The sequence below is a fragment of the Paenibacillus lemnae genome, from assembly GCF_012933385.1.
GTDB lineage: Bacteria > Bacillota > Bacilli > Paenibacillales > Paenibacillaceae > Paenibacillus_AQ > Paenibacillus_AQ lemnae.
The window spans coordinates 1-17218 of record NZ_JABBPN010000004.1 but is presented as its reverse complement, the minus strand read 5'-3'; the positions used below and the strand labels follow the sequence as shown (position 1 = coordinate 17218).

The 17218-nt window shown below is 45.7% G+C and carries 13 protein-coding genes; 11 read left to right on the top strand and 2 right to left on the bottom strand.

Features of this window, described 5'->3' with window-relative positions:
- Position 1 precedes the first annotated feature (1 nt).
- Positions 2 to 1723, bottom strand: coding sequence for a DEAD/DEAH box helicase (locus HII30_RS06015; RefSeq protein WP_169504347.1), 1722 nt, complete (start codon positions 1721 to 1723; stop codon positions 2 to 4).
- 11 nt (positions 1724 to 1734) lie between these two features.
- Between HII30_RS06015 and HII30_RS06010 the strand changes: the two genes are divergently transcribed.
- The 9 genes from HII30_RS06010 (at position 1735) to HII30_RS05970 (ending at position 14030) form a co-directional block, all read left to right on the top strand.
- A complete protein-coding gene (locus HII30_RS06010; RefSeq protein ID WP_169504130.1) occupies positions 1735 to 1878 on the top strand; it encodes a hypothetical protein in 144 nt (47 codons plus the stop codon).
- Between the two features lie 323 nt (positions 1879 to 2201).
- A complete protein-coding gene (locus tag HII30_RS06005; protein WP_246246168.1) occupies positions 2202 to 4910 on the top strand; it encodes an adenosylcobalamin-dependent ribonucleoside-diphosphate reductase in 2709 nt (902 codons plus the stop codon).
- Positions 4911 to 5174: 264 nt separating this feature from the next.
- On the top strand, positions 5175 to 6365 hold the full coding sequence (locus tag HII30_RS06000) for a tyrosine-type recombinase/integrase (protein ID WP_246246150.1): 1191 nt from the start codon (positions 5175 to 5177) through the stop codon (positions 6363 to 6365).
- A 780-nt stretch (positions 6366 to 7145) separates the two neighbouring features.
- Complete coding sequence (locus HII30_RS05995; RefSeq protein ID WP_169504128.1) at positions 7146 to 7859, top strand: hypothetical protein; 714 nt, start codon at positions 7146 to 7148, stop codon at positions 7857 to 7859.
- Between the two features lie 1041 nt (positions 7860 to 8900).
- The gene (locus HII30_RS05990; RefSeq protein WP_169504127.1) at positions 8901 to 9338 is read left to right on the top strand and encodes an NUDIX domain-containing protein; all 438 of its coding nucleotides are present in this window, start codon (positions 8901 to 8903) and stop codon (positions 9336 to 9338) included.
- Between the two features lie 234 nt (positions 9339 to 9572).
- The gene (locus HII30_RS05985) at positions 9573 to 10031 is read left to right on the top strand and encodes an NUDIX domain-containing protein (protein WP_169504126.1); all 459 of its coding nucleotides are present in this window, start codon (positions 9573 to 9575) and stop codon (positions 10029 to 10031) included.
- Between the two features lie 1988 nt (positions 10032 to 12019).
- Positions 12020 to 12451 (top strand): DinB family protein, encoded by a 432-nt coding sequence (locus HII30_RS05980; RefSeq protein ID WP_169504125.1) that lies wholly within the window; start codon positions 12020 to 12022, stop codon positions 12449 to 12451.
- A 243-nt stretch (positions 12452 to 12694) separates the two neighbouring features.
- Positions 12695 to 13159: a hypothetical protein gene (locus HII30_RS05975; RefSeq protein WP_169504124.1), complete on the top strand. Its 465-nt coding sequence runs from the start codon at positions 12695 to 12697 to the stop codon at positions 13157 to 13159.
- A 412-nt stretch (positions 13160 to 13571) separates the two neighbouring features.
- Positions 13572 to 14030, top strand: coding sequence for an NUDIX domain-containing protein (locus HII30_RS05970; RefSeq protein ID WP_169504123.1), 459 nt, complete (start codon positions 13572 to 13574; stop codon positions 14028 to 14030).
- Positions 14031 to 14193: 163 nt separating this feature from the next.
- On the opposite strand, the gene HII30_RS05965 is transcribed toward HII30_RS05970, so the two are convergent.
- The gene (locus tag HII30_RS05965; protein WP_169504122.1) at positions 14194 to 15402 is read right to left on the bottom strand and encodes an IS110 family RNA-guided transposase; all 1209 of its coding nucleotides are present in this window, start codon (positions 15400 to 15402) and stop codon (positions 14194 to 14196) included.
- Positions 15403 to 15845: 443 nt separating this feature from the next.
- On the opposite strand from HII30_RS05965, the gene HII30_RS05960 reads away from it, so the two are divergent.
- Both HII30_RS05960 and HII30_RS05955 read left to right on the top strand, forming a co-directional pair.
- Positions 15846 to 16502, top strand: a complete 657-nt coding sequence (locus tag HII30_RS05960; protein ID WP_169504121.1) for an SMI1/KNR4 family protein — start codon at positions 15846 to 15848, stop codon at positions 16500 to 16502.
- A 116-nt stretch (positions 16503 to 16618) separates the two neighbouring features.
- The gene (locus HII30_RS05955; protein WP_169504120.1) at positions 16619 to 16942 is read left to right on the top strand and encodes a hypothetical protein; all 324 of its coding nucleotides are present in this window, start codon (positions 16619 to 16621) and stop codon (positions 16940 to 16942) included.
- Positions 16943 to 17218 lie beyond the last annotated feature (276 nt).

Below are 17218 nucleotides of genomic sequence, written 5' to 3'. Positions count from 1 at the left end.
CTCACGCTTCCTCCTCTCGAAGCTGCTGCGGAATTGAATCGGCTTCCAGCTCCTCCTTAATGTGATGCAGGGAGTCACCGAGGGAGCTCAGCTTGTGTCGGATTTCTTCATCTGTACCGGATTCCAGCATGATTTTGTACAGGCTTTTCTCAATCGACTCTTTCTTCTCCAGACGTTCCAATATGACATCCAGACCGCCGATGACCATCTCAAACATATTGATTTTTTCATGCAGCAGGTTCAGGATATGTTCTTCAATCGTGCCTTTGGTGGACAGGTTGTGGATCTTGACATCATTGCTCTGTCCCAAACGATGGACCCGGCCGATCCGCTGCTCCACCCGCATGGGGTTCCAGGGCAGGTCAAAATTGATCATATGGTGGCAGAACTGCAGGTTGATGCCTTCCCCGCCGGCTTCCGTTGCAATCATAACCTGGGCTTTGCCGCGGAAGAGGTCCATCATCCAGTCTTTTTTGCCGCGGTTCATGCCGCCCCGGTAAGGCACAGAGACAAGTCCGTAGTCACGGAAATAATTGAGCAAATACTCCTGGGTCGCCCGGTATTCGGTAAAGACGATTACTTTTTCGTTCATATTCTGAATCAGCTCAATCGCCTTCTCGGCCTTAGTGTTGGCTTTGATGGCTTTGATCAAGTGAACAAGCTCCCAGATCCGGTCCCGGAGCGGGGAATCTTCGGGCAGCTTTTTCGATAAATTAACAAGGGTAACAAACACGGCATCCCGGCTGCTGCACACTTCACGCTGCAGGGTAACGAGAGAAAGCATACTGCTTAAATTTCCCCCGGATGCCTGATACTGATCTTTGACGAAGGATGTGACGCCATCGTATAATGACTGTTCGTCCGGTGACAGCTGAAGTAAGTTGTTGCGCACCGTGCGCTTGGTGAATTTGACTGGGCCTTCGCCCCGTCTGTTGCGGATCATAACCTTTGCGAGCTCGTCTTTGAGCTGATCCTGGTTCTTTGGCCGGCGCTTGTCGACAACAAAGTTGGCGGCAAAATCGCCCTGACGTCCCAGCTGCCCAGGCTTCAGCAGTGTAATGAGGTTGAACAGCTCGCTGAGGTCGTTCTGCACAGGCGTAGCTGTGAGAAGAAGGCAGTATTTTTTGCGCAGCTTCTGAATGAACTGGTAATTGGTGGTCTTCTTGTTCTTCAGTTTGTGCGCCTCATCGATAATGAGCATGTCATATTCTTCATTTAACAGGATTTCCTGATGAGGATCCCGCTTGGCGGTGTCCATGGAAGCAACGACGATATCATTGCCCCAGGAATAAACTTTTTTCTGTGCAATGGCAGGAATCCCGAACTTGGAGTTCAGCTCACGCACCCATTGAAGCACAAGGGAAGCGGGGACGAGAATCAGCACTTTGGAGACCAGCCCGCGGACGAGATATTCTTTTAGAATGAGACCGGCCTCGATCGTTTTTCCAAGGCCGACTTCATCAGCAAGGATTGCCCGGCCGGACATCTCAAACAGAACTCGGCGCGCCGTATCGGTCTGATGAGGAAGTGGAGACAGGCTGCCGATGTGCTTCAGGCACTGCAGCTCCTCAAAGCTGGTAACAAGGCGCGATTCTTCGCCCTTCACGGCCAGCCGGGACAATCGGAGATCGCCCCAAGGACCGCCTTTAGACAGACGGCTCTCCAGATCCTGAAGCCAAGAGCGGTCGATATGTAATGGAACGGGGAGACGCTGATCCGTAATTAATTCATTATGTGATTCAAGTGGCGGCTGGTTCAGATGAATCTCCTCCTAAATACAGTGTTCCGGACATCCGGACAAACGGTGTAGAAGTAGTATGGACAAAATGGAAGAAGTTCATAACTTTGGACAGCTTGAAGTCATTTCTGGACAGTTGAGTGGATTGCAAGTTTTGCAGTGGTTTTTTCATAGATGGTACTGCGAAAAAGAGCGTGCGGCCGAGCAATGGAAAGACTGAGGCTGATACGAGAAGCAGAGCTGTTAATTTTCACTTTTCATTCATCGTTTTAACAATATATAGTGTAGTATAATCAGTTTTGCATACAATATGTGGTGTGATTAAGCGTTTGACCGGTGTACATACGGGGTTATGTTACATAGGCCCGAAATGATCGGCTGATCGTAGTTAGAAGACAGATGGTGTGAAGCAATGGATATAACATATTTTCATTTATATAGGAGGTAATTGCCCTTGAGTACGATGCACAACCAGCGGCTGGAAGGCTTGAGTGAGAAAATCTTTTTGGACCGTTATGCTTGGAAGGATGCTGATTCGAACAATGCCAAAGTAGGCGATGTTGTTCTGGTCCTGACGAAAGATGACCCGAAATTTCCGACCAAGGAGGTCGGCGAGATTGTGAAGCGTGAAGGCCGCACGGTTACCGTGAAGACCCGAAAGGGTGAACTGGTGGAATCCGATGTCGAGAAACTGACGCTGACGATTGAGAAGACGCCGGAGGAAATGTGGGACCGACTGGCTGCCGCGATGGCATCGGCTGAGGCAACACCTGAACTGCAGGAAGAGTGGAAGGCTAAATTTCGTCACGTGCTGGATGACTGGAAGCTGGTTCCCGGCGGCCGGATTGCCGCTGGAGCAGGCGCGAGTGATGAGCTGACGCTGTTCAACTGTTATGTTATTCCATCGCCAAAGGACAGCCGCGGCGGAATTATGGAGACGCTGAGTGAAATGACCGAGATTATGGCGCGCGGCGGAGGGGTTGGAATCAACTTGTCCTCGCTGCGTCCACGCCGCTCGATTGTGCGCGGAGTCAACGGCTCTTCCAGCGGTGCGGTATCATGGGGCGGCTTGTTCAGCTACACAACCGGCTTGATTGAGCAGGGGGGAAGCCGCCGCGGCGCATTGATGCTCATGATCAACGATTGGCATCCCGACGTGATGGACTTCATTACCGTGAAGCAGAAGATGGGCGAGGTGACGAATGCGAACCTGTCCGTATGCGTAAGTAATGACTTTATGAAAGCTGTAAAAGAAGATTTGAACTGGGATCTGGTCTTCCCGAATACGAAAGATCCGGAATATGACGAGAATTGGGACGGAGATCTGGAGAAGTGGAAAGCAGCCGGACACGAGGTTATTGTCTATAAAACCGTGAAGGCGCGCGAAATCTGGCATACGATTATTGAATCGGCCTGGAAATCGGCGGAGCCGGGTGTGGTATTCATGGAATACTACAACCAGATGTCCAACAGCTGGTACTTTAACCCGATTATCTGTACGAATCCGTGCGGTGAGCAGGGACTGCCGGGCTGGGGCGTATGCAACCTGTCGGCGATGAACCTCTCGAAATTTTATGATGAGCACAATCATGATGTGGCTTGGGATGATCTGGCGGAAACGACGCGTTTCTCGGTCCGTTTCCTGGACAATGTGATTGATACGACACCGTATCATTTCCCGGAAAATGAAGCCAATCAGAAAAACGAGCGCCGTGTCGGTCTCGGTACGATGGGCCTGGCAGAGCTGATGATCAAGCTGAACATCCGCTATGGCAGCCCAGAATCCATGGAGTTCCTGGACAAGCTGTATGGGTTTATCGCCCGCGAAGCTTACCTCGCATCTGCAGATATTGCAGAAGAGAAGGGGTCGTTCCAGGCATTTGACGCGGAGCTGTATCTGCAGAGCGGATTTATGAAAAATATGGTCGAGACGTATCCGGAAGTGGGACAAGCTGTGCGCAGCAAAGGTGCGCGTAATGTCACTGTGATTACTCAGGCACCTACAGGAAGTACCGGCACGATGGTAGGCACCTCGACCGGGATCGAGCCGTATTTTGCCTTTAAATATTTCCGTCAAAGCCGGTTGGGCTTTGATGAGCAGTTCGTTCCGATTGCGCAGGAATATCTCGACAGCCATCCCGGTGAAGATCTGCCGAACTACTACGTGACTGCAATGGATCTGTCCGCAGAGGATCATATCCGTGCACAGGCCGCTATCCAGCGCTGGGTGGACAGTTCAATCTCCAAGACGGCGAACTGTCCGGCAGACTTCTCTGTCGAGGATACAAAACGCCTGTACGAGCTGGCCTTCGACCTTGGCTGCAAAGGCGTCACGATCTACCGTGACGGCAGCCGTGATGTGCAGGTGCTGCAGACCGAGAAGAAAGACAAGGCAGAATCTCCAGTGGAGGCGCCGGATACGGAGCTGAAAGAGGAGGTAGTACCTGCAGTTTCGTTGGAAGCTGGAGCGGGAGTTCAGGCTGATGCAGGTGCTCCAGCAGTGAATGCGGGGGCTAGTGCAGAAACCGGTAATGTTGCAGTGAGCGGTAAAAGCGGCTTGGACAAGCAGTACAAGAGCCGTCCACAGGTGCTGCGCGGTGCAACGTATAAGATTAACACGCCGTTCGGTATGGCGTATATCACCATCAATGATCTGAATGGTACACCGGGTGAGATTTTCCTGAATGTCGGTAAAGCCGGCTCCGATGTGTTCGCGATGGCGGAAGCCCTGGGCCGGGTTTGCTCCCTGTTCCTGCGTTACGGGGACCATGGCAACAAGGTCGAGCTGCTAATCAAGCATCTCAAAGGCATTGGCGGATCGGGTGCCATCGGCTTCGGTGCAAACCGCGTGGAATCCATTGCGGATGCCGTGGCGAAAGCGCTGGAGACGCACGTTGCCAGCAGTGCCGACTACGATCATGATCCGGCGCCGGTAGCCGCGACCATGGCTCTTGAGGAGCCAGATGTAAATCTGGCTGGTGAGGCTGGAAGCGTGAGCGGTGCAGGTAATGCTGAAGATACGGCTGCGGGTGCCTATGGCAGCGGCGGTGGTTACGGCGGCGGTCAGGTCACCGGATCACGTGACCTGTGCCCGTCCTGCGGCGGCGCAACGCTGATCAACATCGAAGGCTGCAAGACGTGCAGCAGCTGTGGGTACAGCCGCTGTTCCTAAGCGGAGCATACGAGTTCTTGAGCGCAGTAGCTTCGGATACAGTTCGCTGTTCATAAACGGAAGTAAATGAAACTACCAGATTATGAGTGCAGTGGCGTGTGGCTGTGAATGACGTATCTGCGCTGTTTCAAACCAATAGAATTCAAAAGGCACTGAAGCACAGAGCCTGTATGTCACCAATGTGGCATGCAGGCTTTTTTTATGTTGAAGTGGTGGGAGTATCGGTGAGAAAGGTAGGTATTTCAATGTTAGAGGTGATAATTGATGATTGAGATTGTATTGGCTCAAGGCGATCCTTACCGATTGGAAATCAGAATGCCGGTTTTTTCTTACGACACGGTGGAAGCCATTAAGCGTATAGATGGACGCCGTTATCATTCTGAAAGCAGAGTGTGGACCATACCGAACAGGGCGCGATCGATTTCGCAATTGTTTCAGTTTTTTGCAGAAGATGACGTTTGGGTGGATGACATGTTGGTCATGGCAGGCGGTATATTTCAGCAGAGGAATGAAAGGCTTGGAGAGAATGTAGGGAATGCAGGTGCGGAAACGGTTTGGAGACAAGAGGGAGAGTACGAGAAGAAGCTTTTAACAGCAGATGCCAGGGATCTGGACAAATTAAAGAAGCAGTTAATTCTGCGCGGGTACAGCCTCAAGACCGTGAAAGCATATATCGGCCATGTTCGCAGATACAGTCAGTACATAGAAGAGCATCGTAATAAAACCAATTCTTCGGTTTCAGACCGTCCTGTTGTTGCAGAGAAAATGTTATCTTTTTCATCCTATTCACTTATGCTGCTGCAGCAAGGCTGTTCCCACGCCTATATCAACCAGTGTATCAGTGCCTTGAAGTTTTATGCGCGGTATATCAAACATGAGAACGTTTCGGGCGGGTATGTCCGCCCTAAGCGAGAGAAAAAGCTGCCTGATGTTTTATCCTTAGCTGAGGTTAAAGAAATTTTGCAGCAGACAGAGAATGTGAAGCACCGGCTAATTTTGTATCTCACATATTCAGCGGGATTACGTGTGGGTGAGGTTGTGCGTTTAAAACCGTCAGATATCGATACCGAGCGACGGATTTTAAAAGTGAGGCAGGGAAAGGGAAGGAAAGACCGCTTCACCATACTTGCGGAGTCTGTGTTCCCGCTATTGGAAGAGTACATGGTCAAGTACAAAACAGGAACATGGTTATTCCCCGGGCAATCCCCAGGCAGCCACCTGCGTGAACGCTCTGCTCAGAAAATATTCGAGCAAGCGCTAGCCCGCTCTTCTATCCGCAAACAAGTGAGCATTCATGTACTAAGGCATTCCTTCGCCACCCACCTGCTGGAAGCAGGAACCGATCTTCGCTACATCCAGGAGCTCCTCGGTCATGCCAGCAGCCGCACCACAGAGCGCTATACTCATGTGACCGTAAAAGACGCACGGCGTATCAAGAGTCCATTGGATTTTTGAGGAGGGGCGAGTGAAAGGAGGTGCTTGGCGGCAGATGTGAGTTGAGGGGCACGGGCGGTTCATGTAACTTCGTGTCGCTGCGGTATTTACGAAATACCGAAACATGCGTAATATGGAGTTATTCACGCAATACGCAAATAAGACGTTATCTACAAGATCTGCCCCAAAGTGACTATTTGAAGGTTATACGTCCGCAACGTCCTGTTGCTTGAAGTAGAAAGACTCTGGAAAGTGAATCAAGGAAGCCAGCATGGCAAGATTCAGCAAAGTAATACCCGATGGGTAAGTGGATCAAGAAGGCAGCATGGCAAGATTCAGCAAAGTAATACCCGATGAGTAAGTGGATAAAGGAAGCCAGCATGGCAAGATTCAGCAAATCAATACCCGATGAGTAAGTGGATCAAGGAAGCCAGCGTGGCAAGATTCAGCAAATCAATACCCGATGAGTGAGTGAATCAAGGAAGCTAGCGTGGCAAGATTCATTAAGGAAATGGTTGAAAGATATTTTAAGGCTGTGGGTCGACATCCTGTCTTCATTCGAAGAAGTGGGGCAGATCCAGCAGATAACACCGTTTTCCAGCATCGCGACATGCGTCGCTCGGTCCGCCCGAGGAATTTCAAAGAGGGAAGACAGGCGGACACATCTGCAAGGCTAAGTGGCAGAGCCACCCGGCACTACTCTATGCTTCGCATTTAGAGTAAAGCAGCTTAAGCCTTTCGACGTCTGGAATACATTAACGTTATGTGAAAGAACGCAAAAAATAAAAGCGGGAGTGGACCATGAAGTTATATAAAATAGCTGGGTTTTTAATTTTACTTAGTTTCTTGCTAAATGCGTGTAATAACTCCACTAATAATTCGCCTAGTGAAGCCAAAGTAGATTTAGAGAATGAAACTGTTCCAATGACAATGTTTTTTAATCTGCAAGGTGCATTTAAAGGAGAACCCCAAAGTGAAATAAAAACGATAGAGGAGTTAGGTCCGGATTCTACAAAGTACTTTGTTCCTCTTTTCCGTATTGATGATGTGAAAAAAGAATATAGAAAGCGCATATTTGATGGAAACAAGAATGAGTGGCTTACGGAATCAATTAAGAGTGAAGACGTTCAGTCTTATCCTGATTTTCTTGCTTACGCTTTTGTTATGAGATTGTTTGATTTAAATTATGATCTCAACTCAATAAAACCCTGGACTACTGGAGAAGCTGAAAATCTTATTATTTTTGAGGAAAAACAAGAAAGTACAGTAGGAAACCAAACAATTAGATTGCAGGAACATAACGCGATTCATCATATTGCTTCAGTTAGCAAATCGAGTAAAGATGACGAGTATCTCGTACGGGTATTTAGGATGAATCGGCCTTCTAGCGGGCTTGACGAGAAGCAAGATAATGAATTGTTTTATATACAAGAATGGAAAGTTAGTATTATTGAAAAAAACGGATTGTTTTTTGTTGATAATGTTATAGTCATGCCGTTTTCAATTCCAGGGTGAATGTATTTCCAAGAAGAGCGTTCAATCACATAACAGCGTATTCCCGCTGCAGGGACTTCGTCCCCTTGGTCCGCCGAGAGCGAAGTGGATTCACTACGGAGCCGATTCAGGAATCGTGGAAGCATTGGCGGACAACCCTGCGAACCTAACCGCGTCGCGGCCGGCACTTTGTGCCTTAAGGTTCTCGGGTTCGGGAATACATAAACGTTATATGAAATCTCTCCAGCAAGGAAGGGTTAAATAAGGGTTAAGGGGCAGCGACGTCTGGTGAGGATTCCTTCAAGGAATGAGACACAGCCAGCACCCTGGGATACTTAAAGATAAAAGCGATTTGCGAAGAAGTAGGAGAGACATCATATAACATTACATTTTCGCAGCGGGACATACGTCCCTTGGTTCGCCAGAAGAGGTAAAGCCGCGGGTGGGTTCAGGCGAACAACCCTGCAAGGCTAAGTGGCGGAGCCACCCGGCGCATTCGCGCCTTAAGCCTTTCGGGTTCGTAAATGCGAGAACGTTAACTGAAATCAATGGGATTGTATTGAAAGAGAATTATGATAGTCTTTGTTAAGATGGTCATGTCAGTGGAGCGTTTTGAAGTGCGAAAGTGCGAATAATAATGTACGATAAGTATGATTACATAAGAAATGAAAGCGATTTAGAACGCATGAACAGCGAAGTGGATTGAAGAGCGGTCTAAATATTATCAACAGTGAAGCTGGGTTGAAGAGCGGGTTTAGAAAGCATGAACAGTGAAGTGTGGTTAAAGAGCGAATTTGATTGCAGAGCAGTGATGTCCGGGTGGAAGCAAATCGAAGAGGTCATTGACATCAGTTAACAATACATTTTCGCAGCGGGACATGCGTCCCTTGGTTCGCCAGATGAGGATGAAGCCGAGGGTGGACTCAGGCGAACAACCCTGCAAGGCTAAGTGGCGGAGCCACCCGGCGCATCCGCGCCTTAAGCCTTTCGGGTTCGTAAATGCAGGAACGTTATCAGAAATTCTTGCAAAGAATTAATAAACTACACCGAAGGTGATTTTCGATGAAGATAAGAAACTCAGCTAAAGCTGTAATTATACATAATAATAAATTGCTTGTTACAATAGTGAAGGATAAAGAGGAAGAGTTTTATTTATTACCTGGTGGAGGTCAAGAGCCAGGTGAGATGCTTAAGAAATGTTTGGTCAGAGAATGTATGGAGGAAACTGGATATGAAATTGAAGTAAAAGAATTGCTGTATATAAGAGAATGCTTTTTGGATAGTGATATTCATAGAGTAGAATTTATTTTTAACGGGATTGTGAAGGAAGCTTATGTTAACGGTAGTAGAATTATGGATAAAAATCAAATAGGAATTAAATGGATAGAAATAGAAAATGTAATAAATGAACCATTATTTCCGATAGGGGTTAGAAGCCTTATCGATTATTATAGTAAAGGGAAATATATAAAAACATCTTATTTAGGGGAGATATTTTAGAATCCCCAAGATGGCATGAACTTCTGATAACATTACATTTTCGCTTCGGGACATGCGTCCCTTGGTTCGCCAGATGAGGATGAAGCCGTGGGGATATTCAGGCGAACAACCCTGCAAGGCTAAGTGGCGAAGCCACCCGGCGCATTCGCGCCTTAAGCCTTTCGGGTTCGTAAATGCGAGAACGTTATATGAAACTAGCGTATTAAACAAAAATAGCAAGAGAGGTTACTCAAGATGAGAATACTAGTAACTGGTGGCGCAATCATTCGAGACGATCAGGGTAGGATATTACTACAGCGAAGATCTGACTATGGTGACTGGGGATTACCTGGTGGTGGAATGAATGCAGGTGAGTCGATTGAAGAGACAATGGTTCGAGAGGTTCATGAGGAAACAGGTTTAGTGGTCACAGATTATGAACTCTATGCTGTATACAGTGGTTCACGGATGAAATATAGGTATCCTGATGGAAATGAAGTTGTATTTGTAATGTTTATATTCAATGCAAAAGCAGCTATAGCAGGAAAAATCGCTGAAGACAATAAAACACTTAGATATACAGATAAAGAACAAGAATCATTACAGTTGGAGTTTAAATCGATTGAAGAAATTAATATTGAAGATATAAGTACTGTACAGAAGCCTCTAATTGAAGACTTAAAGAATGATATAAGATCTATATTAAGAACCTAATGTAGGATGAGTCAAAGAAGTCACTAGCATCATATAACACAGTATCTACGCTGTGGGCCGTACGGCCCTTGGCTCGCAAGAAGAAGTAGGCAGAGAAGCGGATTCAGCTCACAACCCTGCGAGGCTAAGTCCGTCGGACCCGGTCGCGTGCGCTCCCTTAAGCCTCTCGGGTTCGTAGATACAAGAACGTTATGTGAAATCTCTCCAGCAAGGAAGGGTTAAATAAGGGTTGAGGGGCAGCGACGTCTGGTAAGGATTCCTTCAAGGAATGAGACATAGCCAGCACCCTAAGATACTTAAAGATAAAAGCGATTTGCGAAGAAGTAGGAGAGACATCACATAACATTACATTTTCGCTTCAGGACATGCGTCCCTCGGTTCGCCATGGCGAACAACCCTGCAAGGCTAAGTGGCGGAGCCACCCGGCGCATTCGCGCCTTAAGCCTTTCGGGTTCGTAAATGCGAGAACGTTATCCGAAACATCTGAAGACAATAGAAAACAATCTACAAAGGGCTCGAAACAGGTAATACTGCAACATTCAGCAGATTGGTTGAAAAAGCAATTCGAAGCAGTTAGCATGGCAACATTCAGCAGATTGGTTGAAAAAGCAATTCGAAGCAGTTAGCATGGCAACATTGAGCAGATTGGTTGAGAAAGTAATTCGAAGCAGTTAGCATGGCAACATTCAGCAGATTGGTTGAGAAAGTAATTCGAAGCAGTTAGCATGGCAACATTCAGCAGATTGGTTGAGTAAGTAATTCGAAGCAGTTAGCATGGCAACATTCAGCAGATTGGTTGAGAAGGTATTTCGAAGCAGTTAGCATGGCAACATTCAGCAGATCGGTTGAGAAGGTATTTCGAAGCAGCTAGCGTGGCAACATTCAGCAGATCGATTGAGAAGGTAACTCAAGGGGTCAGATGCATCGGATAACAATACATTTTCGCAGCGGGACATACGTCCCTTGGTTCGCCAGATGAGGATGAAGCTGAGGGTGTACTCAGGCGAACAACCCTGCAAGGCTAAGTGGCGGAGCCACCCGGCGCATTCGCGCCTTAAGCCTTTCGGGTTCGTAAATGCGAGAACGTTATGTGAAATCTCTCCAGCAAGGAAGGGTTAAATAATGGTATGAGGGGCAGCGACGTCTGGGGAAAATTCCTTCGAGGAATGAAAAACGGCCAGCAGCCTGGGATACATAAAGATAAAGGCGATTTGCAAGGAAGTAGGAGAGACATCACATAACATAATATTCAAGCAGCGTCTCCTTTGGAGCCTTGGTCTGCGAGGTGGATTTCGAAGAGGGATTTCAGCAGACAACCCCTTTGGGGTTCATGAATACAGGAACGTTATCTGCAAGATCTGCCCCAAAGAGACTTTTTGAAGGTTATACGTCCGCAACGTCCTGTTGCTTGAAGTAGGGAGATGCTGGTTTGAGAAAGTGAATCAAGAAGCCAGCATGGCAAGATTCAGCAAATCAATACCCGATGAGTAAGTAAATCAAGGAAGCCAGTATGGCAAGATTCAGCAAATCAATACCCGATGAGAAAGTGGATCAAAGATGCCAGCGTGGCAAGATTCAGTAAATCAATACCCGATGAGAAAGTGGATCAAGGAAGCCTGCATGGCAAGATTCAGCAAATCAATACCCGATGAGTAAGTGGATCAAGGAAGCCTGCATGGCAAGATTCAGTAAAGAAATGGTTAAAAGATGTTTAATGCTGTGGGTCGACGTCCTGTCTTCATTCGAAGAAGTGGGGCAGATCCAGCAGATAACACCGTTTTCCAGCATCGCGACATGCGTCGCTCGGTCCGCCCGAGGGATTTCAAAGAAGGAAGACAGGCGAACACATCTGCAAGGCTAAGTGGCAGAGCCACCCGGCACTAATCTATGCTTCGCATATAGACTAAAGCAGCTTAAGCCTTTCGACGTCTGGAACACATTAACGTTAGACGAAATCCATGAAATTAATTCGACGAGGTGATTCCAAGATGTCTAAGGTATTAAAGAGATTTGAGGACTTTATAGAGAATGTGAATTTGATAAATGATGAAATACTTGACAAGTCAATTGGTGCTTGGAGTGTAAGGGATGTGATTTCCCACCTTACTAATTGGGATAGGTACAGCTTAGACGTTATGGTGCCGTTGATGGAGGACGGAGCTAGGCTGCCCGAGTGGGTTGACCATGATAAACATAATCAAATTGCTGTGAAGAAAGCAGCAGAATATGTAAATGCTGATTCATTAAAGCAAGATTTTAGAGACACAAGACTTGAGTTAGTGAAAGCTCTAATGAATTTAAATCCTGAGCTGCGATTCACAATAGGTAAGGGTAAGAGAACATATTCTATTGATTCATACACAAAGATATTTGTACATCATGATGAACACCATATGAAACAGATTCAAGAAATTATGTGAGTGGCTCGAAGAGGATATGGACTTCATCTAACAGCAACATTCACGCGTCGGTCGCTGTCGCTCCCTCGGTCCGCTGGAGGCATTTCGGGGAAGCGGATTCAGCGGACAACACCTGCGAGGCTAAGTCTTCGACCCGGCGTGGCGATCACTTCGTTTGATCGCCGAGGCAGCTTAAGCCTCTCGGGTTCGTGAATGCCTGAACGTTATATGAAACCACTGCCAAACCGAAGGAGTTATAAATCCATGAATAGTCGATTCAATGATACTGGAGAATCAATTTATAGTTTCTTTGAGAACTACGACAAACTAATTGAATGTCCAGATTGTCAGAGGTGCATTATATTAAAACAGAATAACTTTATCATTTGTTGTAACAATTGTGGCTATCTCAATGATATAAAAAGTATGGGTAATGTTGTCGCATCATGGGGAAAAAATGAAGGGATTTGTTATAATCACAAACTTTGGCTAAGAATTCCTTGTTGCGGAGAAGAATTATGGGCATTTAATAAAGAACATTTAGAATACTTAGAAGGATATATTACTTCAAAGATAAGAAGTAGAAAACCTAATATAAATCAGAGTGTAGCTAGTCGACTACCAACGTGGATGAAGGAATCTAAGAATAAACTTCAAATATCAAGAGCAATAGAACAATTAAAAAAACGACTAAGATCAATTGATAAAGTGTTGTTTATTGCATACTAAGAATGCCGAGAATCGCAGCGTAAAAATGCTCAAGTAGATGCAAAAATAAAGAGGCACTTGTCAGCACCACTACGTGGATGAAGGAATCTAAGAATAAACTTCAAATATCAAGAGCAATAGAACAATTAAAAAAACGACTAAGATCAATTGATAAAGTGTAAGTATCTCAAGAAGGCAGTGGCATCATATAACAATATGTTCACGCATCGGGGGACAAGCCCCCTCGGTCCGCCGGAAGTGAAGAGTATTCGTTTGAGGGAACTCAGGATTCAGGGAAGCATACTCAGCGGACACATCCGCACCGACTAACCGCATCGCGGCCGGCACCTGACGGTGCCTTAAGTCGGTGGGACGTCGTGAATACAATAACGTTAGAGGAAAGTGACGAAATTCGATTTTGTGGGGGAGATCAATGATGCCTATTTGTATAAATCAGAAGGGTGATGTTTTCGAAGAACTGTTAAATATCACTGAAGAGGAAGTAGAACAAATTAGCTTGGAATACCCCATTACACATGCACTGGTCGTTGCAAGGAACAAAGTAGGATTCTTACTTTTGTTCAATAGCTGGAAGAACAATTGGGAGGTACCCGGAGGCCTACTCGAGCCAGGGGAAACTTTAAGAGAATGTGCAATTAGGGAGATGCTTGAAGAAACAAATCAATCTCCTGAAAGAATTGATTTCAAGGGATTGATGAAATTTACATTAAGGTCTGGAAAGATTGAGTATGGGGGCCTCTTCAGTGCAGATATAGGAGAGGAGAAACCATTTGAATTGAATGAAGAAGCAAGCAAGATTATATTTTGGAATGGAATTGAAGAAATTGGATACATAGATGAAATCGATAAAGAATTAGTGAAGTACTATTAAGAGCATTTTGTAAGTAATTCGAGAAGTCGTCACCATCATATAAACCAGCTAATCAAAGTCAAGTCTTCGATAAAATAATTTTTGTTATCCCACAATTCTACATACTTAAATAAACCTACCCTTAAGAGCAGATATAACTGGAATTATAATCCAATTTAACGCATTATTGAGCTTGGAATGCCGATCCTGAGTTCCACATGCCAAATATAATGCGTAAAAGCTTATGGGAAGCAGCAACAATTGCGACTTTTGCCGGTTTGCCTTCGTCTCGTTTTTGCTGATAGAATTGAAAGAGAGTCGAATTTCTAGGGCCATGAATCTGCTTGGAAATGGCTGCTACGGTAGCCTGATACAGAGCGGTTCGAAGGTACGAAGAGCCTCGTTTCGATATTCGATTCTTCTTGGATTTGAAGGTTCCCGATTCGTGAACAGCTGAGTCTAGCCCTGCAAAAGCTGTTAGCTGCTTCACGGAAGGGAACCTTTTTATGTCTCCGATTTCAGCAATGAGCATGGCCGCTGTTAAAGGCCCTACGCCGGGAATTGTACGAAGAAGATGGTAGGTTTCCATTGATTCGGCGTGGGTTTGCATAGACTGAAAAAGGTCACTCATACAATCCTGGTACGTTCTAAGAAGGTGAATATACTGTCTAAGGACCACCTTTTGAGCTTCGATACCATGAAGATCTGGCAGGCTGTGTCTTGCGATTTCGAGCAGCTGCTGCAGCTTTTTTTCGTTCCAAGCTTGGCCCCGGCGATTGCTCAGCAGGAGTTTTAACACTTCTTCAGGATCTGCAGCGAGAAGCTCGGCAGGAGTAGGGAAACGAGATAACAACTCCAAAGAAGTACGGTTACAGACCTTTTGAAAAGCTTTATCGTAACCCGGAAAAAGCAGGTCGAGAACCGCACGGAAATGAAGCTGCATCTCACCGTATAAGGCCGTCCAATGCTGATATTGCCGGCAGATAACCCGGAGTTGATGAACGGTCTCGTTCAACTGTACTTGAGGCTGAGGATCTTGTAAGTAAAAAACTTGGGCAATACGCATCGCATCAATGGGATCGGTTTTCACTTTACGTACAGCCTTTTGTTTCAGTTGGTGAGTTAACAACGGATTGAGAAGAATGACCGAATAACCATGGAAAGAAAAGAAAGAGGCAAGAGGTTTTGAATAATTCCCAGTGGCTTCGAGAACCACCTTTGGTACTTGACCGGAGACGGACTTCAATTCCTCCAGAATAGCTAGGAGCCGTTGAAGATCTTCTTCTGAATGGTAAAATGGAAACGGTTTATACATACAAACTTGATAGGAAAGAAAAGCAGCAGCAACACTTTTTCCTTTAGCAACGTCAATACTTAGAATAGGTTGATTCATATAACCTCCTTGAATTTCACTGGAGCCGGCACTTTTGTTCTCCACAGGTTGGCACGGTGATGCGGGCTCATGGCCCAACCAGCTGAATCGGGGTATGAACAAAAGGCGAGGGCATATAACACTTTATGTGGCGGGATCTGTGTCCCAACAAAACATACGTTATTGGGCCCAGCGTTTCCTCCAGTATAAAGAAAAAGTTCATCCCCGAACCAGTCGGGTATGAACTGAGAATACCAACAATATGTTCACTCTGCGGTACAGCGAGCTGCCCCTTGGTCGCCAAGAGGGATTTCAGCGAAGAAGAATCAGGCGACAACCCTGCACTGCCTAACCGCATTGCGGACGCCCCTTCGGGGCTTAAGTCGGTGAGGGTTCGTGAATGCGGGGACGTTAGATGAAATACCTGAAATTCTGTTTATAAAACCACAAAGAAGGAAGATTAAATGACAAATTCATTTGAAACTATCAAAGAACGAATTAATATAATTGCGAATCGAATTGTTGAGATTGGTGGAGAAGTTCAAGAAATAGAAATCGGGGCTCCTGCAACAGAAGACGAAATAAAATCTGTAGAACATCAATTAGGTACTACTTTGCCAGAGAGTTTTAAGCAAGTATTACTTAATTTTTCAGGTGACTTTAGTTTTCGATGGTTTTTTCCTGAAGAGTTTGAACTTCCATATAAGTACCGAGAAATCTTTAGTGGAATACCTTATTGGAGTCTTCACCTTTTATCAGATGTTGAAGAGGGAAGAAGAGGATGTGTAGAGCAAATTTTTCCTAATCCTGAAGACGAATATGACAAAGTATGGCACAACAAACTAGCGTTTATGGAAGTAGGTAATGGTGATTATCTTGCTTTTGACTTAAGTGAAGACAGAGATTTCCCAATTGTATATTTAAGTCATAATGATGGTGAAGGACATGGATATATAATAGGAAACAACTTTATTGATTTCCTTAACAATTGGTCAAGGATTGGCTTTGTTGGGCCTGAAGACTCGCAGTGGTTGCCGTTTGTTGAATCAGCACAAAGCGGAATAAATCCTGAAGGAGTATCAGCAATTGAATTTAGAGGGCTATTGGGAATTAATATTTAAAGGACAATTGGTTGTTGCTCGAAAAGGCCATACACTTCATCTAACAATATGTTCACGCATTGTGAATACACCCTCGGTCCGACAGGAGTCAGAAGTGTATTCGGTGAGGGAATTCAGTGTTCGAGGAAGCTGATATTAAAGGCAGTATCTCAATACTCGATGATGAAACATATCTTGTTGAACTTAGTGTTACAAAGGGAAATAGTGACTCATCAATTAACTGTGTTTATCCATCTTCGCAAGAACTTGGGGGCATCAGCTTTATTGATGATAAAGCTGGTTATTTTTCCCCAGGGTCTGTTGGCACTTCATTTCAGTGTGAGGAGGTACTGAAAGAACAGGGCTATGATCTTGGTTCTGATATTATAGGATTCTCTTTGCCTGACAGTAACGGTGAATATACGATGCAATTCACCCTTCAAAAGTTAGAGCCAAATTGAGGGTTTAAAGAGTATTGAGTTTCTCTATGTTCACAAGGAAAGAAGATATGGGAAAGACCTGGACTGGGTGAGGGTGAAAGGGACACCCTGCACTGCCTAACCGCGTCGTGGCCGTTCCTTCGGTCACTTAAGGCAGTGAGGGTTCGTGAATGCCTGAACGTTAGCTGGAATCAGTGCATTTTTTAAAAAAGACAGATTGTAATATGAAGTGCGACACCTAAAAAGAAATAGCCCATGGGAACGATTCGTGTAGAATGAAGTTACCACACACCATTC

Excerpts from the sequence above, each read along its gene's own strand:
- HII30_RS06005 (WP_246246168.1), top strand. The coding sequence starts at position 2,202 with ATGCACAACCAGCGGCTGGAAGGCTTGAGTGAGAAAATCTTTTTGGAC.
- HII30_RS06000 (WP_246246150.1), top strand. The coding sequence starts at position 5,175 with ATGATTGAGATTGTATTGGCTCAAGGCGATCCTTACCGATTGGAAATC.
- HII30_RS05995 (WP_169504128.1), top strand. The coding sequence starts at position 7,146 with ATGAAGTTATATAAAATAGCTGGGTTTTTAATTTTACTTAGTTTCTTG.
- HII30_RS05990 (WP_169504127.1), top strand. The coding sequence starts at position 8,901 with ATGAAGATAAGAAACTCAGCTAAAGCTGTAATTATACATAATAATAAA.
- HII30_RS05985 (WP_169504126.1), top strand. The coding sequence starts at position 9,573 with ATGAGAATACTAGTAACTGGTGGCGCAATCATTCGAGACGATCAGGGT.
- HII30_RS05980 (WP_169504125.1), top strand. The coding sequence starts at position 12,020 with ATGTCTAAGGTATTAAAGAGATTTGAGGACTTTATAGAGAATGTGAAT.
- HII30_RS05975 (WP_169504124.1), top strand. The coding sequence starts at position 12,695 with ATGAATAGTCGATTCAATGATACTGGAGAATCAATTTATAGTTTCTTT.
- HII30_RS05970 (WP_169504123.1), top strand. The coding sequence starts at position 13,572 with ATGATGCCTATTTGTATAAATCAGAAGGGTGATGTTTTCGAAGAACTG.
- HII30_RS05965 (WP_169504122.1), bottom strand. The coding sequence starts at position 15,402 with ATGAATCAACCTATTCTAAGTATTGACGTTGCTAAAGGAAAAAGTGTT.
- HII30_RS05960 (WP_169504121.1), top strand. The coding sequence starts at position 15,846 with ATGACAAATTCATTTGAAACTATCAAAGAACGAATTAATATAATTGCG.